Below are 20,988 nucleotides of genomic sequence, written 5' to 3' on the forward strand. Positions count from 1 at the left end.
CCTAGTTCTCCCGGCTGGCGAAGAAGCGGGCGGTGGCGCGCAGGCCATCCGCCCGGGGCCCAAACGTGCGAAGGGCGGAAATGGCTTCATGGACGGTCTTGTCAAGCATGGCGCGGGCACCCTCGAGACCGAGCCGCGCCACGATGGTCTGCTTGCCAAGGCCGGCGTCCTTGCCGGTCGCCTTGCCCATGGCCTGGGGGGTTGCGGTCACGTCGAGAATGTCGTCGGCCAGCTGGAAGGCGCGCCCGGCGGCCTCGGCATAGGCGGTCAGGGCGGAGAGGGCCCGTGCATCCGCGCCGCCCAATATGGCGCCCATGCGCACCGAGGCGCGGATCAGGGCGCCGGTTTTCATGGCCTGCATGATGGCGATGTCATCTTCGGAAAAGCCGCCCTGCTCGCCCTCGATGTCGCGCATCTGTCCGCCGACCATGCCGCCGACGCCGCTGCCGGCGGCCAGTTCAGCCACCAGCCGGATGCGCACCTCGGCATCGGGATGGCATTGGGGGTCGGCCAGCACGGCAAAGGCATGGGTCAGCAAGGCGTCGCCGGCCAAGATGGCCGTGGCGTCGTCATAGGCCTTGTGCACGGTGGGGCGCCCGCGCCGCAGGTCATCATCATCCATGGCGGGCAGATCGTCATGGATGAGCGAGTAGCAATGCACCATTTCCACCGCCAGCCCGGCGGGCAGGGCGGCTTCGCGAGGCATTGAAAAGATGGCGGCGGCCTGGCGCACCAGCAAGGGCCGCAGGCGCTTGCCCCCCTCCAGGCTCCCGTGGCGCATGGCGGCCACCACCCGATCGGCGGCCGGGCCGGGGCCGGAAAGCCGCGCGCCGGAGAGATAGTCTGAGAGCCCGGCCTCTATGGCGCGGGCGCAATCGGCGCTGTCGGCAGAAAAGTCGTACATGGCGATGTTGCTAGCGTTTTGGATGAGGGGCGGCAAGACGTTCCTGCAAGGTCGGCACCCCACCCTCATTGCCTCCCCATCCAGGGGAGGGATGCACAAGCCCGACGCTCGGAGTTCATCGTCTCCCTCCCCTTGTGGGCTTCGATCCGTCCCGGAGGTCAAATCTCTCCCGAGGAGAGATTTGAGGGGAGGTGGATCAAGGGTGAGGGTATTGGCCTGCAGCGGGGATATCGGTACACAGCCAGCATGCCTCGGCGCAAGAAAACTCTCTGGCACTATCTCCGCATTCCGCTCGGCATCCTTGCCATGCTGGTCGCCGTCCCCCTGGTGCTGACGCCGCTTTATCTGGTGGTCCAGCCTGTGTCGGTGCCCATGCTCACCCGCATGCTCACCGGCCAGAGTGTCACGCGGGAATGGCGCGATATCGACGATATTTCCGATCGGTTGAAGGCGTCGGTGATCCTCTCCGAGGATGGGCAGTTTTGCCGCCATTGGGGCATTGATGTCGCGGCCCTGCGCGCCGAGGTCGAAAACTATCTGGCAGGCGAAGAGGCACGCGGCGCTTCGACATTGACCATGCAGGTGGCGCGCAATCTCTTCCTGTGGAACGGTCAAAGTGTCATCCGCAAGGCGCTCGAAGTGCCCCTGGCGGCCTATGTCGACCTGGTGCTGCCCAAGCGCCGGATCATGGAAATCTATCTCAACATCGCCGAATGGGGACCGGAGGGCGAATTCGGGGTGGCGGCCGGCGCGCAACGGGCGTTTGGCCGCGAACCGCAGAACCTCGATTGGCGGACGGCGAGCCTGCTCGCGGTGACCCTACCCAATCCGATTGTCCGCAACCCCGCCCGCCCGAGCGCGGGCCTGGTGCGCGTGGCCGGGATCGTCGAAAACCGGGCCCGCCAATATGGTGAACGCGCGGCCTGCGTCGGACAGAATGGACGGCTGGCGCTTTAACGATTCTTGACGCCTGGTGGGGCTGATCGTATATACTCTTTTGTATTGGAGTATATACATGTCCTTTTATGTGCGCGATGAAACGACCGATGCTGCGGTGCGAAAGCTGGCACGCATGACGGGGCTAAGTCTAACCGACACGATCCGCCGTGCAGTTGAGGCCGAATTGGAGCGGCAGCGCAAGGTGGTTCCACTTGCCGAGCGGCTCAAGCCTTTGGTTGCGCGCTACCAAGCCTATCCCCCGTCTGGCGAAGAGGCGGATAAGGCCTTCTTCGACGCCCTGTCCGGAGAGGAGTAGTGTTCGTCGACGCATCTGCGGCCATTTCCATTTTGAGTGGAGAAGAAGACAGTGCAGCTCTTACTGCCAAGCTCGAGCGAGCGGACAAGGCGTTGATGTCACCTATTGCCGTCTATGAAACGGTCGCAGGCCTGGCGCGGAAACGCGCGTGTTCAGTGGGCGAGGCGCAGGACCTGGTTGACCAATTCCTTGCCGAGATCGGTGCCGAAATCGTCAGCATTTCCGAAGGCATAGGACGCGCCGCAATGGTCGCCTTCGAGCGTTTCGGAAAGGGACGCCACAAGGCCGACCTCAATATGGGGGACTGTTTCGCCTATGCCTGCGCGCGCGTGCATGGCGTCCCGTTGTTGTTCAAAGGCAATGACTTCATCCACACCGATATTGTGGCGGCGTAGGTGGATCAAAAGGTACTAGCCAAGCCGCGCTTTCTCCTCTATAGACCCCACCAATCCTGACAGAGAGACCTCTCTGGGCCGCTTTCGGCGGCACAATGAATTTGAATTCGGAGTACCGACCATGGCAGTGCCAAAACGCAAGACCTCGCCGATGAAGCGCGGTTTCCGTCGCTCGGCCGACGCGATTGCCAACCCGACCTATGTCGAAGACAAGGATTCGGGCGAGCTGCGCCGTCCGCACCACGTGGATCTCAAGACCGGCATGTATCGCGGTCGCCAGATTCTCGCGGCAAAGAAGTAAGCCGAAAGGCGAGCGGGCGCTGATGCGCTTTTTCTGATATCTCGACGGCCGGCCCCCAAAAAGGGTCGGCCGTTTTGTTTTTCCCGCCGCCGCCAGAAGCGGCCAAACCGGAGCTGAGGGCAATCATGAGCATGCGCGTTGAATCGGACACCATGGGCCAGATCGAGGTGCCGAATGACAAATATTACGGCGCGCAGACCGCAAGAAGCCTCCAGAATTTCGATATCGGCGGGGAGAAGATGCCCACCGAGATCGTCACCGCCTTCGGTGTCCTGAAAAAAGCCGCGGCGCTGGCCAATCACAAGCTCGGGCTGATGGATGAAGCCACGCGCGACCTCGTTGTCGCTGCCGCCGATGAAGTAATTTCGGGCAAGCTCAGCGATCACTTCCCGCTGGTGGTCTGGCAGACCGGTTCAGGCACCCAGTCCAACATGAATGTCAACGAGGTGATCTCCAACCGCGCCATCGAAATGGCCGGCGGTACCATGGGCTCCAAGAAGCCCGTGCACCCCAATGACCACGTCAATATGAGCCAGAGTTCCAACGACACCTATCCCACCGCCATGCATATTGCGGCGGTCGAGGCGGTCGAGGGCTATCTCTATGAGCGCGTCGAACTGTTGCGCAGCACGCTGGCTGCCAAGTCCGAAGAATTCATGGATGTGGTCAAGATCGGCCGCACGCATTTGCAGGATGCGACGCCCTTGACCCTGGGCCAGGAAATCTCGGGCTGGGTGGCGCAGATCGACTATGCCCTGGCCGCAATCAAGGCGACCATGCCGCAACTCAAGGAACTGGCGCTGGGCGGTACGGCCGTCGGCACGGGGCTCAATGCCCATCCGGATTACGCCGTGACTGTGGCGGCCGAGATCGCCAAACTGACCGGGCGCGATTTCGTCACTGGCCCCAACAAGTTCGCCCTCTTGGCCGGGCATGATGCCTTTGTCGGTTCGTCGGGTGCGCTGAAGCAACTCGCCGTGGCCTTCATGAAGATCGCCAATGACGTGCGCTGGCTGGCCTCCGGCCCGCGTTCGGGCCTCGGGGAAATCACCATTCCGGAAAATGAGCCGGGCTCGTCCATCATGCCGGGCAAGGTCAACCCCACCCAGTCCGAAGCCATGACCATGGTCGTGGCCCAGGTCATGGGCAATGACGCCGCCATCGGTTTCGCCGCCAGCCAGGGCAATTTCGAGCTCAATGTCTTCAAGCCCGTCATCGCCTACAATTTCCTGCAGTCGGTGCGCCTGCTGGCCGACGCCGCCAAGTCGTTCAACGACAATTGCGCCGTGGGCATCGAACCCGACCACAAGCGCATCAAGCAGCTGGTCGACCAGTCGCTGATGCTGGTGACCGCGCTCAACCGCAGGATTGGCTACGACAACGCCGCCAAGATCGCCAAGACCGCCCACAAGAACGGCACGACCCTCAAGGAAGAGGCCATCAATCTGGGCCTGCTGACGGCGGAAGAATTCGACGCCGAAGTGAAGCCCGAACAGATGGTCGGGCCGCTCAAGCTGAAGAAGTAGATCAAGAAGGCCCGCACCTCGGTGCGGGCCTTTTGCTTATTCGCCCCTGATCGCCGCCTCGATTTTCGCCACGTCGATCTTTCTCATCTCCATCATGGCCTCAAAGGCCCGTTTGCCAGCCTCGCCGCCGGCCTGCATGGCCTCGGACAGCACCCGCGGGGTGATCTGCCAGGAGATGCCCCACTTGTCCTTGCACCAGCCGCACATGCTTTCCTCGCCGCCATTGCCGACAATGGCGTTCCAGTAGCGGTCGGTTTCTGCCTGGTCCGCGGTGGCCACCTGCATGGAAAAGGCTTCGGTGTGCTTGAAGTGCGGGCCGCCATTGAGCCCGATGCAGGGAATGCCCATGACGGTGAAGTCCACGGTCAGCACGGCGCCCGCCTTGGTGGAGGGATTGTCGCTGGGCGCGCGATGCACACCGATCACCCGGGTGTCAGGGAAGGTCGCGGCATAGAAATTGGCGGCCTCTTCGGCTTCACTATCGTACCAGATGCAGATCGTGTTCTTGGCATTGGGCATGGGTTCCTCCTCTCGGGCCGGAACGGCCCCGAATTGTCTGCCGCCTGTGCGCGGCCGTCATTGCTGCGACGGTTCAGCATCCGGGATTTAAACAGCCATCGCATCATTGTTTTCGCGGATCGACTGCTTCCGCCCGCAAAAAACCTCTGGCATGGTGGCCGGCATTGATCCGGAGGCCTGATAATGACCGAGACCGTCATGATGCCCACCCCGCATGCGCCGCGCCCGCGCAGCAATGGTTTCATCATCCCGCTGCTGGTGGTGCCCTTCGTGCTCTACAATCTGGTGGTCTTCCTGTTCTTCGGCGGCAATCCGGTCAATTGGGGCGCGGGGCTATTTTCCATCCCCATGCCTTCGGGCATGCCCTGGGCCATCACTGCGGGCGATTTCCTGCTTGTGGTGGGCATCTTGCTCCTGTTTTTCGAGGTGCTCAAATCCACCAATACGGCGCGTTCCTCCATCATCGAGCATATGCTCTCCATGGTGGTTTTCGTTGTCTATCTGGTGGAGTTCCTGCTGGTGGGCGCGGCCTCCAGCTCAGTCTTCTTCCTGCTCATGGTCATGAGCCTGATCGACGTGGTGGCCGGTTTCACCGTCTCGATCACCTCGGCCAGCCGCGATGTCTCGATGAACTGAGAGCCTCAGGCGAGAACGGTCTTGCGATAGCCTTGCGGCATGCGCCGCTGGGTGAGGCGGGCCGTCTGCCCATAGGCCCCCACGGCGCCTTCCGGCGTGCCGATGCGACGGGTTCTTTGGGCCGGCATATGCGCACGGGCCGCAATGAGCTGGCTGACAAAGGCGGCAGTAGGGGTGCTGCGCGCCAGCGAGGGACGCGGGCCGGACGGGGCCTGCGCCACCGGCAGGCCGGAGGAGACTGTGTCGCTCTGTGTCAGTTCGGCCATCGACTGTACCATTTCGGGCCGTCCTGTGCCGGAATGGCACAGAACTCACGGCGCTCTACTCCTTAAGCAGCAAGCGCCATGCCAGATGGTAACAGTCTGTTAACGAATTTCGATCCGCAAACGTGATCGGTTCACAGGCAATTGCACGAAAAAGGCCGCTCGTGCTGAGCGGCCTTGCTGGTGGTTTGACAAGGGTCAGGCGTCAGAAATTGTCCTTGCCCTTGCGGATGGCAGCAAAGACATCGGCCGGGTCTGCGCCTTCAAGGCCATAATGCCTCGCCAGTTCCGGGGCATCGGCGCGCAGGAAGGGATTGGCCTTTTTGTCCGCGCCCAGATTGAACGGAATGGTCGGCCGACCGGCGGCGCGCAAGCTGTCCACCTCGGCCGCGCGGGCCTTGAGCGCCGCATTGTCCGGGTCGATGGAGAGGGCGAACCTAGCGTTGGACTGCGTATATTCGTGCCCGCAATAGACCAGTGTCTCGTCGGGAAGGTCGCGCAGGCGTTTCAGCCCCGCCCACATGGGGCCCGGCGTGCCCTCGAACATGCGCCCCACGCCCAGGGAGAACAGCGCATCGGCCGAGAACAGATGCCCGCCGGCACGATCGTAAAACACCACATGCCCTAACGTGTGGCCGGGGGTCGCCATCACCTCGAAGCTGGTTTCGCCCAGGGTGATGACATCACCGTCGCCCACCAGTTCATCCAGCCCTTCGATCTTGTCGGCCTCTTCGCGAGGGCCAACGACACGGGCACCGAAGGCGGCCTTGAGTTCGGGGATGGCTTCGACATGGTCGACATGGTGGTGGGTGATGAAGATATCGGTCAGCGTCCAGCCACGCTGAACCAGCGCCTCGCGAATGGCGGCGGCCTCAGGGGCATCAATGGCAGCTGTGCGTCCTGTGGCCTCATCATGCACCAGATAGCCGAAATTGTCGCTGCGGGCGGAAAACACATCCACGATCAGGCCCATCGGTCATCTCCTTTTCTCGATTTGCCTGCAAGCTAGGGAGCGCACCAGACAATGACAACCTCGGATTGGACAAGTTCACGGGCCTTTGGCACTGTCCGCTCATGACCAGCGACGTCACCCGCCTTATTGGTTTTTACAAATCTCCTCTCGGGCGCCTGTCCCGCGCCCTTGTGCGCGAGCAGGTGATGGAATTGGCCGGCGATCTCAAGGGACGTCGCGTCCTCGGCCTGGGCTTTGCCACACCTTATCTGCGCTTCACACTGGAGCCTGCCGAGCGGGTACTGGCCTTCATGCCAGCGCGGCAGGGGGCTTCTGCCTGGCCACGCGAGGGACCGTCGCGCACCGTGCTGTGCGACCCCCTGGAAATGCCGCTCACCGATGCGGCCATTGATCTGACCATTGCCATCCACGCGCTCGAGCATGTCGCCGATGCCGAGGAGCTGATGCGCGAGCTCTGGCGCGTCACCGCCCCCAATGGGCACTTGCTGCTGGTGGTGCCGCGCCGCAGGGGCATCTGGGCGCAGCGCGACAATACGCCGTTCGGCCAGGGCAATCCCTATTCGGGCGGGCAGCTCGACAAGCTGTTGCGCGACCACAGCTTCGTGCCCGAGGCGTGGCGCGATGCCCTGTTCCTGCCGCCATTCCAGTCGCGGCTGGTGGTCAAGTATCCGCGCTTCTTCGAGCGGGCGGGACGCCTGCTTGGACCGGCCATGAGCGGGGTCATTTGTATCCGCGCCCGCAAGGAGGCCTTCCCGGCGGTGCCACGCCGCAAGCGCGCGGAGCGTTATGTCAGGATGCCGGGCCTGAGCACGGCGACGGCCCGAAGCGGGTGATGATTGCGGTGCCTGCAAGCCGCCTCGACCACGGCAAGGGGCGGTCCTGGATGAGCGATGCCCTGCAATTCCGCGAGCCCGCTGCGCCGGTCTCTGGCCCTCACCGCGCCCGCGCCACGATTTTTATCCCCGGTGCCAAAACCTCCCACATAATGCCCTCATTCCTCTCGCGATAGGGCGGCCTGCAGCGACCAGTGGCGGGAGGGAAAGCCGGGCATGGGGCAGTCGCGTGCCGTCATGGTCTGGGGGTCGGCGGGTGAGAGTTCGCGCCTGCTGTCGGTCTTTTGATCGGCAGCTGAAAGCGGGTGCCCTGGGGGTGCTCGTGCCGGACAGCTCGCCAAGTTATCCCCTATCGAGAAATCCCGGCGTTCCCGAGGCGGCTTTCGTCTCAGTTTTTTAGTTTCAGGGACGATCGCCGTCTCGGGACTCCGCTCTTATTTTCATAACCGCGAGGTCAACAGGCCGGGCGGCGATCCGGCTTGGCGCGCGCAGAGAGGCTTTGCCTTTGATGTCAGGTTTCACTATGGTCCGCCCGGCTTTTCCCGCCAGCTAGAAACCTTGTGATGTCCGATACAAAGCGTCCCACGCCGCAACCCGGCATTCTCGATATCGCGCCCTATCTGCCGGGCAAGTCCGGCAAGCCGGGCAGCCAGGCGATCAAGCTCTCGGCCAATGAATCCCCGCTTGGTGCGAGCCCCAAGGCGGTGGCCGCCTTTGCCGCAGCGGCGGATCGGCTCGAAATCTATCCCGAGGGCTCTTCGCGCCTGCTGCGCGAAGCGTTGGGCGACGTCCACGGCGTCGATCCAGCCAGCATCGTTTGTGGCAATGGTTCGGATGACTTGCTGCATCTGCTCGCCCAGACCTATCTGGGCGAAGGCGACGAGGCGGTGATGAACCGGTTCGGCTTTTCGGTCTATCCGATCATCACCAAAGCAGCCGGCGCCAACATAGTCCTGGTGGATGAAACCGACTACACCGCCGATGTCGACAAGCTATTGGCTGCCGTCACCGCGCAAACCAAGGTCGTCTGGCTGGCCAACCCGAACAATCCGACCGGTACCTATCTGTCGGACGCCGAGGTACGGAGACTGCATGCCGGTCTCCGGTCCGACGTCCTTCTGGTCATCGACAATGCCTATGCCGAGTATGTGACCGCCCCGGATTTCTCCGTCGGGCTGGATCTGGTGCGCGAGGCCGACAATGTCGTCATGGTGCGCACCTTCTCCAAGATGGGGCTGGCCGCAGCCCGGATCGGCTGGATGGTCGGGCCCGATCACATCGTGGATGCCATCAACCGCATCCGCGGGCCGTTCAATGTCAATCTCCCGGCCCAAATGGCCGGGGCCGCCGCGGCGCGCGATCTGGACTTCAACGAAAAGCTCAAGGCGCACAATGCCAAGTGGCGTAACTGGCTGACGGCCGAGCTGCAAGGCAACCGCATGCGCGTCGTGCCCAGCCAGGCCAATTTTGTCATGGTCTTGTTCGACAGCGCCGAAACGGCGTCCCGGGCCTTCGAGACTCTGGCCGAGGCCGGCTACATCGTACGCGAAATCGGGGCCTCCTACGGTATTCCACAGGCCCTGCGCATTTCCATCGGCTCAGAGGCCGCCATGCTTGGCGTCGCCGAGGTGCTCAAATCCATGGACGAGACCCCATGAGCGTGCATTTCAAGAAGCTGGCCCTTATCGGGATCGGTCTGATCGGCTCTTCCATCGCGCTGGCAGCGCGGCGGCAGGGACTGGTCGAGGTCATTTCCATCGCCACCCGCCGGCAGGAAACGCTGGACGAGGCGCGCGAGCTGGGTCTGGGCGACATCTACACCCTTGATGCCGCCGAGGCGGTGCGCGGGGCGGATCTTGTCATCCTTTGCGCGCCGGTCGGCGCCTATGGTGCCCTGGCGGCGGCAATCGGACCGCATCTGGAAAAGGGCGCTATCCTGTCCGATGTGGGCTCGGTCAAGGAACATGTCGTCCGGCAGGTGGGACAGCATGTGCCGCCGGGCGTCAGCTTCATTCCCGGCCACCCCATTGCCGGTACCGAGCATTCCGGGCCTTCGGCCGGCTTTGCCGAACTTTTTGCCGGCCGCTGGTGCGTCCTGACGCCCACCGAGGGCGTGGCCCAGGCCGATACCGACCGGCTGGTCGCCTTCTGGCGGGCCATGGGTTCGATGGTGGAATGCATGGATGCGGCCCACCACGACATGGTGCTGGCGATCACCAGCCATATCCCGCATCTGATTGCCTACAATATCGTGGGCACGGCCGATGAACTGGAAACCGTCACCAAATCGGAAGTGATCAAGTTCTCGGCCGGCGGTTTCCGCGACTTTACCCGCATCGCCGCCTCCGACCCGGTGATGTGGCGCGACGTCTTCCTGACCAACCGGGATGCGGTACTCGAAATGCTGGGCCGGTTCCTCGAAGATCTGTCCGTGCTGCAGCGGGCGGTTCGCATGGGCGATGGACCGGCGCTCGAAGCGCTGTTTACCCGCACCCGGGCCATCCGCCGCTCGATCATCGATGCGGGTCAGGATTCCGCGGCGCCCGATTTCGGCCGCCCGCATGAGCAACCGCCGATACCCGAACCGGCGCCGGTGCGCGACCACGGCGGCGGGGACGACGCCTAGAACAATGGCGCCAGCGCCGCGATGGGCACCAGGCCTGACGACAGGCCGCCGCCGGCAAAATTGAGCTGGTTACTGTGCCGCCCGTCTTCGCTTGGCACGCCCAGCACCAGGGTGCGCCAGGGTTCCTCGAGATAAGGCCCGATGCGTTCGGCAACGCCCAGGGAATCGATACTGATCGAGCCAGTGGGAAAACCCTCTGAATCGAGCGCAAGCTCGCCGGAAGCGTTGAGATCGGCACTGCCATCATTGGCGCGGATGGCCACAATGCGCAACTTACCCCCGGCCTGCTGCCAGTCGGGTAGAATGGGCGCTGCACCCCAATTGCGGATATCATCTGGCAGGGCGGTTGCTTCCAGCTCGATTTCGGCATTGGCGCCGGTTAGGTCGATGCCGGGGGCGGAGAGCGCTTCGGCGCGCAGATAACCGGCCAGGGCGGCGCGCCCGGCTTCGGCATCGTGCTGCTCGGGCATGTCGAGCAGATGCGCCTCGATATGATCGGCCGAGGCGATCAGCGTGTCGCCGAAGAGCGTGTCCGTCCAGGCGATGTCGTCGGCGACGATCGATAGCCTGGCGATGCGCCAGTCCTCGATCCGGAGGCTGGCCTCGGTCTCGGTCCAGTTGAGCTGGTGGCGCATGCCGGTGAAAGCGTCCGAAAGCATCACCGGTCCGGTCACGGCACCGAGCAAATGGTTGGGCCGATAGACCATGGCGCTGGCGCGCATATAGGGAATTTCGACCAGCAGATCGCCCGACACGAGCGATGCCGTGCTGCATTCGACATCGAAACGGAAGGGGAAACCGCCGATTGCCAGCTCGCCACAAACAAGCTGTGGCGCCGTCTCGCCATCGGCCAGCGCCTGCAGCTCGATCTGCTGGCGCAGTTGACCCGCGATGAAGAACCAGGCGCCAGTCCAGCCCAGCACGACGAGCAGTATAAGTCCGCCCAGGATGATGATTCGCTTTTTCATGGCCCCTTCATATCCTTGCTGCCCGATTGTCAGAAGCGGGTTTGCATCGTCCTCGCCAGACGCCACATATCCCCGCGTGGTTCGGCGGGCTTAGGATGTCCTTGCCCGGCGCGTTCGGGGTCGCTAGCCTAATGGGGAAAGTGGTTGCGCTATGGCGAATGAACGCGATTTCGAGGCGTCCGGGAAGACGCATTGGGTTTTTGGCTATGGATCGCTGATCTGGAATCCTGGCTTCTCGTTTCTCGGCGCGCAATTGGGCCTGCTGCGCGGCGCGCACCGGTCCCTCTCGATCATCTCCCATCACCATCGCGGCACGCGGGATGTGCCGGGTCTGGTCTTCGGTTTGACGCGCGGCGGCTCATGTCGGGGCATGGCTTTTGAAGTATCGGCCAGCGCCTGGACGGAGGTCCGCGCCTATCTCGATGCACGGGAACTGGTCACGGCGGTCTATCGTGATGTCTGGCGGCCGGTGACGCTGGCCGACGGGCGCAGGGTCAGCGCCCTGACCTATGTGGTCGACGAGACGCACGAACAATTTGCCGGGCCATTGAGCGTCGAGCAGCAATTGGCCATGATCCGGGCCGGGGTGGGTATTTCGGGGCGCAATGTGGACTATGTGCTCAATACGGCCGCGCATCTGACCCAGCTGGGGATCACCGATCGCGCCTTGACGCAGCTGGCCCGGCAGTTGCAGGCAGAGGATCAGCCCGGTGAGGGTCAGGCCGCCTGAGCCACCGCTTCGGATGCCGGTGCGGCCTGTTCCAGGTCGGAAATCATCGCCAGGCGGTGTTCCGGAGCTGGCAGGCTATAGACGTCGGTCGCGCAGTCGAGCGCCAGGCGGAAGCGGGTGCGGCTCATCGGATCGGCAACCAGGTCCTGGGTCGAGCCAACCCACAGCACATGGCTGCCCTTGGCAATCAGATAGAGGCAGGTATCTTCCATGGCAAAGTGCTCAAGGCTTTTCTGGTCGAGCGCATATTGGCGGCCCGAGCGGCCCTGCCAGCGCATCTGACCTGCCCGGCGTCCAATTGCTCTCTGTGCATTCGCTGTGAGCATCACGTGACCATCCCCTGCGTCCCCAGAAGAAGAACAAAATTAGAACAAACTTGATTGATCGTCAAGCTGCCTGAATTGTTCGCACTACATCTATGGTCTGGTTCGCCTTTTTGGTCAACATCTAGTGTTTGGGCGCGGCGCGGAGGGCGTCTGCGCGTGCCTGCAGGCTGGCGTCGGGCGGCCTACCGATCCCCTCGTCGATGGCCTCAAGCGTCAGTCGTGTCGATTCGGCTTCAATGACATCATGCAGCCGGGCGCGGAACAATTCGGGCGCCAGACCAGGCTCAATCGGTGGAAGGAAGCGGGCCTTTGCCGTGCCGGGCCAGATCACCAGGCTGTTGCGTCCCCAGAAAAGGCCGGAATTGAGCACCACCGGCACCACGGGCACCCCAAGCTCGGTATAGAGGCGCACGATACCCTGGCGGTACTCGGCCGGCGCCAGCACCGCCCTGCGCGTGCCTTCGGGGTAGATGACGATGCGGCAGCCGCGCGCGATGGCGTCCCTGGCCTGGCTGATCATTTCGGGAATGGCCTGCGCGCCCTTCTGCCGGTCGATCTCGATACAGTCGAGCGAATGGGCGGCCCAACCGAAGAAGGGGATGCGCATCAACTCCTTCTTGGCGATATAGGCCGGGCGCCCGGTGTGCGGAAAGATAGCGAAGATATCCCAGTCCGACTGGTGCTTGGAAGCAATGATGCAACCACCAGGCGGTATGTTCTCGCTGCCCTCGACATCGGTGCCCATGCCGGTCAGGGCACGCAGGAATATCACGTTGGACCAGCACCAGTAGCGGGCAATGGCCCAGCCGAAGCGGGTGCGCCCGAAGAGGATGCCAATGGACCCGGCAATGATGGCGAGGATGGCCGTCTGGCCGATAAAGACCAGGTAGAACAAAATGGTGCGGATCGCCTGAATCGCGGCTCTGATCGACATGCCTGCTTTGCCTCCCCCGGCTCCGCCCCGTCATAGCTTGATGTGGAACGCTTGGCGAGGCTGCCGGTTCAGGAAGCCTCGCTCAGATAGCGGCGTACCGTGGTGCGGGAGGTGATGGCGGTCAGCACGGCGATCACCGGCACCACGGCCAGGATGAAGGCCATGCCTTCCCAGCCCAGCAGGAACTGACCGAACAAAGCGCCAACCTGGGCGGTGGCCTCGCTGGGCAGCACGCTGCCAGCAGCCGTGCCAATGAGCAGGAAGAACAGGATCGCCAGCAGCGCTCCCAGAAATCCGCCCTGCAGGCCAATGGAGAGAAACCGCCCCTGGAATTCGCCAGCAATGAACTTGTTGGAGGCGCCGATGAAATGCAGCACATCGACGATTTCGCGGTTTGTCGCCATGGCGCCACGGGTGGCAAAGATAATGGCCAGAACCGTGGCGACGCCGATGAGGCCCAGCACCAGAAGTCCCGAGAGCACGACCGTTCCGGCCATGGTGTTGAGCTGTTGCCGCCAGGCAGCGTGGGTGTCGAGGCTGGCGCCCTTGATGGCCGACAAATTGCGCTGCAATTGCTCGATATCGGCCTCTGCGGGATCGGACAATTGAACAACCACCAGGCGGGGGATGGCAATGGCGGAAAGGTCAAGGCCGGCCCCGAGCCAGGGTTCGAGCAGGGCCTGGCTTTCCTCGATGGTCAGGGCTCGCGCATTGGCGACGCCCGGCGTTGATTGGGCGAGCGATACGGCAGTCCGCAGATTGGAGTCCATCACCTCGCCCTCCATGGGGCGAATCTGGATGGTCAGTTCCCGCCCCACATCAGCCGACCAGGCAATGGCCGATTTCTGCACCAGAATTACCCCGCCCAGCGTTACCGCCGAGAGGAAGGCCATGATGGTCACGAGCAGAAGCAGTGTCCGTCCAGCCACGCTCTTTTCCGGCACGATGGGGGCGCCACCGCCGCGCCGGGGCACCAGGGTGAGCAATTGCCTAATCATGGATGGTCAGCTCCCCCTTGTTCAGCACCATTCGGGGATAGGCAAAGCGGTCGAGGAGCGGCAATTCATGTGTGGCCAGGATAATCGTCATTCCAAGCGTGCGATTGAGTTCGGCAAACAGGTGTACCAACCGGCTTGAAAGATCCGGGTCCACATTGCCGGTGGGCTCGTCGGCCAGCAGCACCTTGGGCCGGGCGATGACGGCGCGGGCAATGGCGGCGCGCTGTTTCTCACCCCCCGAGAGCAGGGTTGGCAGGGCGTGCATGCGCTCACCCAGCCCGACCCATTCGAGCAGCTCAATGACATTGGGCCGGTATTCGCTCTCCGGCTGGCCCAGCACGCGCAGCGGCAGGGCGACATTTTCGAAGGTGGTCAGATGGTCGAGCAGGCGGAATTCCTGGAAGACAATGCCGATATGGCGTCGCATCTGCAGGAGACTGTCCTGATCGAGATTGCCCACATCCTCGCCGAACATGGTCACCTTGCCCCGGCTGGGCTTGGTCGACAGCAGCAGCAAGCGCAACAGGCTGGTCTTGCCGGCGCCGGAGGGGCCGGTCAGGAAGTGGAACGAGCCAGGCTCGATGGAAAAGGTCAGGTCTTTGAGTATTTCGGGACCATTGCCGTAGCGCAGGCCCACATCGGAAAACTCGATCAAGAACGGGTGCTCCCAGCTCGTCCGGTTGAAATCGGCGGCACAAAAGCGAATCAGCTTTGCGCCATCATAGCAGCGCGGGCCTTCGCCCGCGGCATGGCCGAGCCATTGGCCGGGGGAAAGCGGCACAAATTTGGTGCTTGGCCGGTTTGAGGAGTCTTAACCCGGCGGGGATAGGGTCGGCAGACCATTCCGGGAGCCCGCGCGCCGTCTGATGATCATCACCTGCCCGCATTGTCAGACCAAGTATCAGGTGACCTACGAGGCGATCGGCTCGGCAGGGCGCAAGGTACAGTGCGCGCATTGTCATCAGGCCTGGACACAGGACGCGGTTATCGCGACACAATCCGAGAGCAAGTCCAAGGGCGGTGTCACGACGGAAGATGACAAGCTGTTCGAGGCCATTGCCGAGGATGCGCTGGACGAGGCGATGCGGGCCGAAGAGGGCGCGGTATCGACTGCACGAGGCCGGGTTGCCACCGCTCCAGAGGCGCCTCTGGCGCCCCCAGGAGTTGATGCGGCTGCGCTCAAGAAGCGGCAGGCTGAATTCTCCCGTCGTCAACATGCAATCGTCTCTCGACTGCCCATGGCCCGTCTGCGCCGCGCCGCACGCATCTCGGGCGTGCTGATCCTGGCAAGCCTCTTGGGCAGCGGTTATTACTGGCGTGTCCCGATCGTTGAGCGCTATCCGGACCTTGCGGGCCTCTATGAGGCGGTTGGTCTGGGCGTCAATGTAGTGGGGCTCGAGTTTGACGGTCTGGAGACACTCAAAAGCCTGTCTGGCGGCAATGATGTGCTGACAGTTTCTGCGCAGATCATCGGACGGTCACCCCGGCCGGTGCCGGTGCCGCCGGTGGTGGTCAGCCTGCTCGATGCCAGTGGGCATGCGGTCTATGAATGGAGCGTCGCCCCGCGGGTGCGTGACCTGATGACGGGGGAACGGGCCACGTTCGACACACGCCTGTCACTGCCCCCCAGCGAGGCAGAGCGGGTAAAGCTGAGTTTCGCCAATCGCGGCGCAACGCCCGAGCGCGGGGCTGCGCCGGGTTCTGGTGCACCGACACATGCGGCGCCTGTCCCCCAGGCAGGCGCGCCCGTTGAACATACCACGCCAGCGGCTCCGACTCACCCGCCAACGGGGGATCATGCCCCGGCCGCGTCGGATCACACTCCCGCTGCAGAGCCGCCACCGGCCGCGGCGCACCACTAGGATCGGGAACGTCTGTGGAAAACCAATCATTGCTTTCCATGTCAGCTTATTGCGCCTGTGAGGCGGCGCGGCAGGCCTTCCTGTCTGCAACTATCGCTTAGGAGAAAGTCCATGGCCCGAATTCTGGTTGCCGAAGACGATCCGTCAGTCCGCGCCTTTGTCGTCAGCGCCCTGACCATGAAGGGTCACGAGGTGGTGGCGGAAGATGATGGTGGTCTTGCGGCAGAAACCATGGATGCCGAAGCCGGGCGCTTCGACCTGCTGCTGACCGATATCAAGATGCCGGTGATGGATGGCATTGCTTTGGCCTTGCAGGTTGGGGCGGCTTATCCGGACGTAACCATTCTGATGATGACGGGGTTTGCAGACCAGCGCGAACGCGCCCATGGGCTGGAGGCGCTGATTTATGACGTCATCGCCAAGCCGTTCACGCTGGCCGACCTTCTGGCCAAAGTGGACGACGCGCTGGCCGGGAAACCGGTCGAAGTGGTTTCGCTGGCGCGGCAATCGCAGATCCCATAGCGCTCACACCCAGTCCGGAACGCTGTCCAGGGCAATCAACTCGTCGAGTGATCTGCGCGGGCGGATGACGTGCCAGCGGGTACCATCGACCAGCACCTCGGGGATGAGCGGCCGGGAGTTGTAGGTCGAGGCCATTACGGCGCCATAGGCGCCGGCGCTCATCACCGCCAATAGATCGCCTTCCTCGACGCCGGGAATGGTGCGGCCCCTGGCCAGGTAGTCGCCCGTCTCACAGACCGGGCCGACAATATCGCCAGTGATCGGGGGCAGGTTGGAAGGGTTCACGGGCTGGATATCGTGGTGCGCCTCGTAGAGCGTGGGACGCAGCAGGTCGTTCATGGCTGCATCGACGATGACAAAGTCCTTGTCGCCCTTCTTCACATATTCGACCCGCGTAACAAGGATACCGGCATTGCCCACCAGCAGGCGCCCGGGCTCGATCACCAAGGAACAGCCCAATTGCCCGACCTTGTCCCGGACGACCGCGGCATAGGCCTCGGGATGCGGCGGAGCCTCCTGGTCGTGATTATAGGGAATGCCCAGCCCACCGCCGACATCGATGTGCTCGATGTGATGCCCGTCGGCTCGCAGGTCGGCCACCAGTTCGGCCATCAGGCCGAAGGCATTGCCGAAGGGCTCGAGATCGGTGATCTGGCTGCCGATATGCATGTCCACGCCGACCGCCCGGATATTGGGCAGTGCGGCGATGCGCTGATAGACCTCGCGGGCGCGCTTGTAGGAAATGCCGAACTTGTTCTCGGACTTGCCGGTCGAGATCTTGGCATGGGTGCGCGCGTCGACATCGGGGTTGATGCGTACCGAAACCTTGGCGGTCAGCTCCATATCGGCGGCGACCATGGATAGCCGTTCCAGTTCGGGTTCGCTTTCGACATTGAAGCACTTGATGCCGACCTCAAGGCCGCGGCGCATTTCCGCGACCGTCTTGGCGACGCCGGAGAAAACGATCTTGTCCGGGGCGATGCCCGCGGCCAGGACGCGTTCCAGTTCCCCCAGCGACACCACGTCGGCGCCGCAACCTTCCGAGGCCATCAGCTTGAGCACAGCCTGGTTGGAATTGGCCTTCATGGCATAGGCGATCAGCGTCGGGATACCCTCGAAGGCTTCACGGACCACACGAACGTGGCGGCGCAGGGTGGCGCTGGAATAGACGTAGAAGGGCGTGCCGACCTTGTCCGCCAGATCGTTGATGTTGACGTCTTCGGCGAAAAGCACGCCATCACGCGAATTGAAGTGGTGGACCATTGTTGCCCCGCTGGTTGCGGCCCTTCCCTAAACTGGACGCGCGCAAAACAAAAGCCAGTCTTATCGATCCGCCTCATAAGCGGCTTCGATGCGTTCGGCGACCAGATGCTGCAGGCGCCAAAGATGGGGATCGTGGATGCCCATCTGCTCGAGATGATCGACCGTGGCATGCAGATATTCGGCCATGGAGCCACGCGTGCCGGTGGCACGGGCCAGCACGTCGGCGATTTGGTCGTCGGAAAGTCCGGAAACATAGCGGCCCGAATTGCGGTCGATGCAGAAGGTCAGCGCCCGCACAATGCGTTCGCCGGCGCGCACCCGAACCCAACGGGGCGGGAAGGCGGTGGGCATCCAACCCATTTCGCGTTCGAACAGCTTGATGAGGCATTCGTCCCGCCGATCAGGCGGCAGGCGATAGAGGGCGCCCTTGCAGGCGCCGCCACGATCGAGCGCCAGCATCAGGCCGGGATTGTCCTCGCTGCCGCGGAAGCGGGTGTTCCAGCCCAGGCAAAAGGCACGGTGCCAGCCATGCAGCAGGCCGGTGCGCATCTCGACATAGTCGCAGGCCGGCTTCCAGATCAGCGAGCCATAGGCGAAGACCCAGGTCTCGTCATGATGGTCAGGGCCATCGAACAGGGTCTCAATGGTGGCCGCGTGGTCCGCGAGCGTGGCTTCGCGCATGCCGTCCGGTGGCGGGGGCAGGGCCTCGACGGTTTCGGCCGGCTGGAGGTAGGCGACATGGCGCGCGGTGAGGCGCATCTGCCGCGGTGTCGTAGACATTCTGGCGTCCAAATCACTTCTGGCGCCACAAGGCTATTGCGGCGGCAGGATTAATCAATACCGCCGTCGCCATGGCCGCCATGCTTTTTCGTCTTGAGCGGACGCGGCTCATGGGTTTGGCCCGTCAGCGCGGTCTTCCAGCGGGCGGCCTGTGCCAGCACATTGGCTGGTGCCGTGCCGCCATAGGAAGCGCGCGCGGCGACAGAGGCTTCGACGGTGAGCACCTTATGGATGCGGCTGTCGATGCGATGATCGATCAGCTTGAAATCCTCGATGGTCAGACCTTCAAGGCCGCAGCCCTTCTGTTCGGCCATGGAAACGATCTGGCCGGTGATGTGATGGGCATCGCGGAACGGGATGTTGAGCTCGCGCACCAGCCAGTCGGCAACATCGGTCGCGGTGGAGAAGCCGGCCGAGGCCGAAGCATGCATGCGCTCGCGCACTGGCTGCATGTCCGAAACCATGCCGGTCATGGCGGCCAGCGAGAGCGAGAGGGCGTCGAGCGCGTCGAAGGCGACTTCCTTGTCCTCCTGCATATCCTTGGAATAGGCGAGCGGCAGGCCCTTCATCACCACGAGCAGCGAATTGAGGGCGCCAAGGATGCGCCCGATTTTGGCGCGCACCAGTTCGGCAGCGTCCGGATTGCGCTTTTGCGGCATGATCGAGGAGCCGGTGGTGAACTTGTCAGAGAGCTTAATGAAGCCGAACTGGGCCGAAGACCAGATCACCATTTCCTCGGCAAAGCGGCTCAAATGCATGGCGCAGATGGACGCTGCCGCGAGCGTTTCGAGGATGAAATCGCGATCCGAGACGGCGTCGAGCGAATTGGCGGTGGGGCGGTCGAAACCCAGCGCCTGTGCCGTCATGTCGCGATCGATCGGATAGGGGGTGCCGGCGAGAGCCGCCGAACCCAGCGGGTTTTCATTAAGGCGGGTGCGGGCATCGACCAACCGCCCGGCATCGCGGCCGAGCATTTCGACATAGGCGAGCAGATGATGGCCAAAGGTCACGGGCTGGGCGTTCTGGAGATGGGTAAAGCCGGGCAGGATGGTTTCGGCTTCCTCTTCCGCACGGGTCACCAACGCCACCTGCAGGCCTTTGATCTGGCCGACCAGAGTGTCAATGGTATCGCGGACATAGAGGCGGAAATCGGTGGCGACCTGGTCATTGCGGGAGCGGGCGGTGTGCAGGCGTCCCGCGGCGTCGCCGATCTTCTCGCGCAAACGGCTTTCGACATTCATATGGATGTCTTCGAGCGCCCGCGAGAATTTGAACTGGCCGCTCTCGATTTCGGCGAGAACCTCATCTAGACCGGCGAGGATGGCATCGCGGTCGGCCTGCGTCAGAATGCCCGTTGCGGCAAGCATTGTGGCGTGGGCCTTTGATCCGGCAATATCCTGGCGGAAGAGGCGCTGGTCAAAGCCGATGGAGGCATTGATCTCCTCCATGATGGCATCGGGCGCCTCGGCAAAGCGGCCGCCCCACATCTTGTTGCTCAGAGCCTTGTCCGACGGAGACACCATGGAAACTACCCGCTCGAAAGGACCCCGATCCATTCTCGCCTGGGCCATGCCCGTGGCAGCAGGGGTCGTTATTGTTGCTGGGTCTATAGCGGCATGGCTGGTGCTGGGCAATGCCGGCACTGCCAATGAATGCCCGGTGCAGCAGGCGCAGGCGCAGATCATCGATGCGGCAGCGGTGGGAGAATTGGCGGCGCTCAATGGCACGGGCGATGGGCGCGGCTATGCCGATATGGCGTTCAGGGATGCCGCCGGGGTTGAGATGAGCGTTGCCGATTTTGCCGGCAAGGCGCTGCTGGTCAATTTCTGGGCGAGTTGGTGTGTGCCCTGCCGCGAGGAAATGCCGGCGCTGGACGCCATTGCAACCGCGTATAATTCGGACAAGTTCATGGTGCTGCCGATCAATCTCGACATCGGAGAAAGCGGGCTTGAGAAGGCGCAGGCCTTTCTTGACGAAGGTCAGTTCCAGAACCTGCCGCTTTATGCCGACAACACCTTCGCCGCCTTCGAACGCCTGAAGCGCGAGGCAGTGGCCATCGGCTTGCCGGCAACGCTGCTGCTCGATCCGGAAGGTTGCGAGCTGGCGGTGCTGCAGGGACCGGCCGAGTGGCACAGCGAAGACGGCAAGGCGGTGGTTGAAGCTTTGATCGGCTTGCGCGGGTAACACGGCCCCTCCCATATGTTGGCCGCGCCTGCTCTTGGGCATGACTCGACGCCGCACCGGCCTATTGGCCTCGCGGTTGCACGGTGAGAAGCGGCTTTCGCCCCTAGTAAGTAAAAGAAGAGGCGAAAGCCGCTTCCCACGAACAGGATTTCGGACGCACGCATCGAGCGGCCCCCTTGCGGGTTGTTGC

The 20,988-nt window shown here is 63.1% G+C and carries 25 protein-coding genes; 13 read left to right on the forward strand and 12 right to left on the reverse strand.

Annotation, left to right across the window (positions count from 1 at the left end):
* Position 1 precedes the first annotated feature (1 nt).
* A complete protein-coding gene (locus QZ564_RS13240; protein ID WP_297110646.1) occupies positions 2–904 on the reverse strand; it encodes a polyprenyl synthetase family protein in 903 nt (300 codons plus the stop codon).
* A 246-nt stretch (positions 905–1,150) separates the two neighbouring features.
* On the opposite strand from QZ564_RS13240, the gene QZ564_RS13245 reads away from it, so the two are divergent.
* From QZ564_RS13245 to fumC, 5 genes are all read left to right on the forward strand, one after another.
* On the forward strand, positions 1,151–1,861 hold the full coding sequence (locus QZ564_RS13245) for a transglycosylase domain-containing protein (RefSeq protein ID WP_297110650.1): 711 nt from the start codon (positions 1,151–1,153) through the stop codon (positions 1,859–1,861).
* 58 nt (positions 1,862–1,919) lie between these two features.
* Positions 1,920–2,159, forward strand: coding sequence for a type II toxin-antitoxin system VapB family antitoxin (locus tag QZ564_RS13250; protein WP_297110652.1), 240 nt, complete (start codon positions 1,920–1,922; stop codon positions 2,157–2,159).
* Positions 2,159–2,554: a type II toxin-antitoxin system VapC family toxin gene (locus tag QZ564_RS13255; RefSeq protein ID WP_297110654.1), complete on the forward strand. Its 396-nt coding sequence runs from the start codon at positions 2,159–2,161 to the stop codon at positions 2,552–2,554. The genes QZ564_RS13250 and QZ564_RS13255 overlap by 1 nt, the downstream gene beginning before the upstream one ends.
* Before the next feature lie 121 nt (positions 2,555–2,675).
* On the forward strand, positions 2,676–2,855 hold the full coding sequence (rpmF, locus tag QZ564_RS13260) for a 50S ribosomal protein L32 (protein ID WP_220304966.1): 180 nt from the start codon (positions 2,676–2,678) through the stop codon (positions 2,853–2,855).
* A gap of 125 nt (positions 2,856–2,980) precedes the next feature.
* Positions 2,981–4,381 (forward strand): class II fumarate hydratase, encoded by a 1,401-nt coding sequence (gene fumC, locus QZ564_RS13265; RefSeq protein WP_297110660.1) that lies wholly within the window; start codon positions 2,981–2,983, stop codon positions 4,379–4,381.
* Between the two features lie 36 nt (positions 4,382–4,417).
* Here fumC and QZ564_RS13270 read toward each other — a convergent pair whose 3' ends face one another.
* Entirely contained in the window at positions 4,418–4,900 is a 483-nt protein-coding gene (locus QZ564_RS13270) for a VOC family protein (protein ID WP_297110663.1), read from the reverse strand.
* A gap of 183 nt (positions 4,901–5,083) precedes the next feature.
* Here QZ564_RS13270 and QZ564_RS13275 point away from each other — a divergent pair, with 183 nt between their 5' ends.
* Positions 5,084–5,536, forward strand: coding sequence for a hypothetical protein (locus QZ564_RS13275; protein WP_297110666.1), 453 nt, complete (start codon positions 5,084–5,086; stop codon positions 5,534–5,536).
* A 5-nt stretch (positions 5,537–5,541) separates the two neighbouring features.
* Here the strand turns inward: QZ564_RS13275 and QZ564_RS13280 are convergent, their stop codons facing one another.
* Both QZ564_RS13280 and gloB read right to left on the reverse strand, forming a co-directional pair.
* Positions 5,542–5,814 carry a hypothetical protein gene (locus QZ564_RS13280; protein WP_297110668.1) on the reverse strand — a complete coding sequence of 91 codons (273 nt, stop codon included), beginning with the start codon at positions 5,812–5,814 and terminating at the stop codon, positions 5,542–5,544.
* A 190-nt stretch (positions 5,815–6,004) separates the two neighbouring features.
* On the reverse strand, positions 6,005–6,772 hold the full coding sequence (gene gloB, locus QZ564_RS13285; protein ID WP_297110671.1) for a hydroxyacylglutathione hydrolase: 768 nt from the start codon (positions 6,770–6,772) through the stop codon (positions 6,005–6,007).
* A gap of 101 nt (positions 6,773–6,873) precedes the next feature.
* On the opposite strand from gloB, the gene QZ564_RS13290 reads away from it, so the two are divergent.
* From QZ564_RS13290 to QZ564_RS13300, 3 genes are all read left to right on the forward strand, one after another.
* Positions 6,874–7,605, forward strand: coding sequence for a methyltransferase domain-containing protein (locus QZ564_RS13290; protein ID WP_297110674.1), 732 nt, complete (start codon positions 6,874–6,876; stop codon positions 7,603–7,605).
* A 563-nt stretch (positions 7,606–8,168) separates the two neighbouring features.
* Positions 8,169–9,263, forward strand: a complete 1,095-nt coding sequence (gene hisC, locus QZ564_RS13295) for a histidinol-phosphate transaminase (protein ID WP_297110678.1) — start codon at positions 8,169–8,171, stop codon at positions 9,261–9,263.
* On the forward strand, positions 9,260–10,231 hold the full coding sequence (locus QZ564_RS13300; protein ID WP_297110682.1) for a prephenate/arogenate dehydrogenase family protein: 972 nt from the start codon (positions 9,260–9,262) through the stop codon (positions 10,229–10,231). Before hisC ends, QZ564_RS13300 begins: the two co-directional genes overlap by 4 nt.
* Here the strand turns inward: QZ564_RS13300 and QZ564_RS13305 are convergent.
* Complete coding sequence (locus QZ564_RS13305; RefSeq protein ID WP_297110685.1) at positions 10,228–11,199, reverse strand: DUF2125 domain-containing protein; 972 nt, start codon at positions 11,197–11,199, stop codon at positions 10,228–10,230. The genes QZ564_RS13300 and QZ564_RS13305 overlap by 4 nt on opposite strands.
* Before the next feature lie 151 nt (positions 11,200–11,350).
* Between QZ564_RS13305 and QZ564_RS13310 the strand changes: the two genes are divergently transcribed.
* Positions 11,351–11,929, forward strand: coding sequence for a gamma-glutamylcyclotransferase (locus QZ564_RS13310; protein ID WP_297110688.1), 579 nt, complete (start codon positions 11,351–11,353; stop codon positions 11,927–11,929).
* On the opposite strand, the gene QZ564_RS13315 is transcribed toward QZ564_RS13310, so the two are convergent.
* The 4 genes from QZ564_RS13315 to ftsE all read right to left on the reverse strand — a co-directional run bounded on the left by QZ564_RS13315 (position 11,917) and on the right by ftsE (position 14,842).
* Entirely contained in the window at positions 11,917–12,207 is a 291-nt protein-coding gene (locus tag QZ564_RS13315) for a hypothetical protein (protein WP_297110690.1), read from the reverse strand. The two genes, QZ564_RS13310 and QZ564_RS13315, sit on opposite strands and share 13 nt — an antisense overlap.
* Before the next feature lie 169 nt (positions 12,208–12,376).
* Entirely contained in the window at positions 12,377–13,189 is an 813-nt protein-coding gene (locus QZ564_RS13320; RefSeq protein WP_297110693.1) for a lysophospholipid acyltransferase family protein, read from the reverse strand.
* A 68-nt stretch (positions 13,190–13,257) separates the two neighbouring features.
* Positions 13,258–14,187: an ABC transporter permease gene (locus tag QZ564_RS13325; protein WP_297110696.1), complete on the reverse strand. Its 930-nt coding sequence runs from the start codon at positions 14,185–14,187 to the stop codon at positions 13,258–13,260.
* Positions 14,180–14,842, reverse strand: coding sequence for a cell division ATP-binding protein FtsE (ftsE, locus tag QZ564_RS13330; protein ID WP_297110699.1), 663 nt, complete (start codon positions 14,840–14,842; stop codon positions 14,180–14,182). The genes QZ564_RS13325 and ftsE overlap by 8 nt, the downstream gene beginning before the upstream one ends.
* 211 nt (positions 14,843–15,053) lie before the next feature.
* Between ftsE and QZ564_RS13335 the strand changes: the two genes are divergently transcribed.
* On the forward strand, positions 15,054–16,049 hold the full coding sequence (locus QZ564_RS13335) for a zinc-ribbon domain-containing protein (RefSeq protein WP_297110702.1): 996 nt from the start codon (positions 15,054–15,056) through the stop codon (positions 16,047–16,049).
* A 111-nt stretch (positions 16,050–16,160) separates the two neighbouring features.
* Positions 16,161–16,571 carry a response regulator gene (locus tag QZ564_RS13340; RefSeq protein WP_297110705.1) on the forward strand — a complete coding sequence of 137 codons (411 nt, stop codon included), beginning with the start codon at positions 16,161–16,163 and terminating at the stop codon, positions 16,569–16,571.
* A gap of 3 nt (positions 16,572–16,574) precedes the next feature.
* Here the strand turns inward: QZ564_RS13340 and lysA are convergent, their stop codons facing one another.
* Genes lysA through argH form a run of 3 tightly spaced genes read right to left on the reverse strand, consistent with a single transcriptional unit; the run spans position 16,575 to position 20,113 of the window.
* Positions 16,575–17,834 (reverse strand): diaminopimelate decarboxylase, encoded by a 1,260-nt coding sequence (gene lysA / locus QZ564_RS13345; RefSeq protein ID WP_297110708.1) that lies wholly within the window; start codon positions 17,832–17,834, stop codon positions 16,575–16,577.
* Between the two features lie 60 nt (positions 17,835–17,894).
* Entirely contained in the window at positions 17,895–18,614 is a 720-nt protein-coding gene (locus QZ564_RS13350; RefSeq protein ID WP_297110711.1) for a gamma-glutamylcyclotransferase, read from the reverse strand.
* 50 nt (positions 18,615–18,664) lie between these two features.
* Positions 18,665–20,113, reverse strand: a complete 1,449-nt coding sequence (argH, locus tag QZ564_RS13355) for an argininosuccinate lyase (protein ID WP_297110716.1) — start codon at positions 20,111–20,113, stop codon at positions 18,665–18,667.
* 22 nt (positions 20,114–20,135) lie between these two features.
* Here argH and QZ564_RS13360 point away from each other — a divergent pair, with 22 nt between their 5' ends.
* Positions 20,136–20,798 carry a TlpA disulfide reductase family protein gene (locus QZ564_RS13360; RefSeq protein WP_297110713.1) on the forward strand — a complete coding sequence of 221 codons (663 nt, stop codon included), beginning with the start codon at positions 20,136–20,138 and terminating at the stop codon, positions 20,796–20,798.
* Positions 20,799–20,988 lie beyond the last annotated feature (190 nt).

It is taken from the genome of uncultured Devosia sp., assembly GCF_913055165.1.
Lineage (GTDB): Bacteria > Pseudomonadota > Alphaproteobacteria > Rhizobiales > Devosiaceae > Devosia.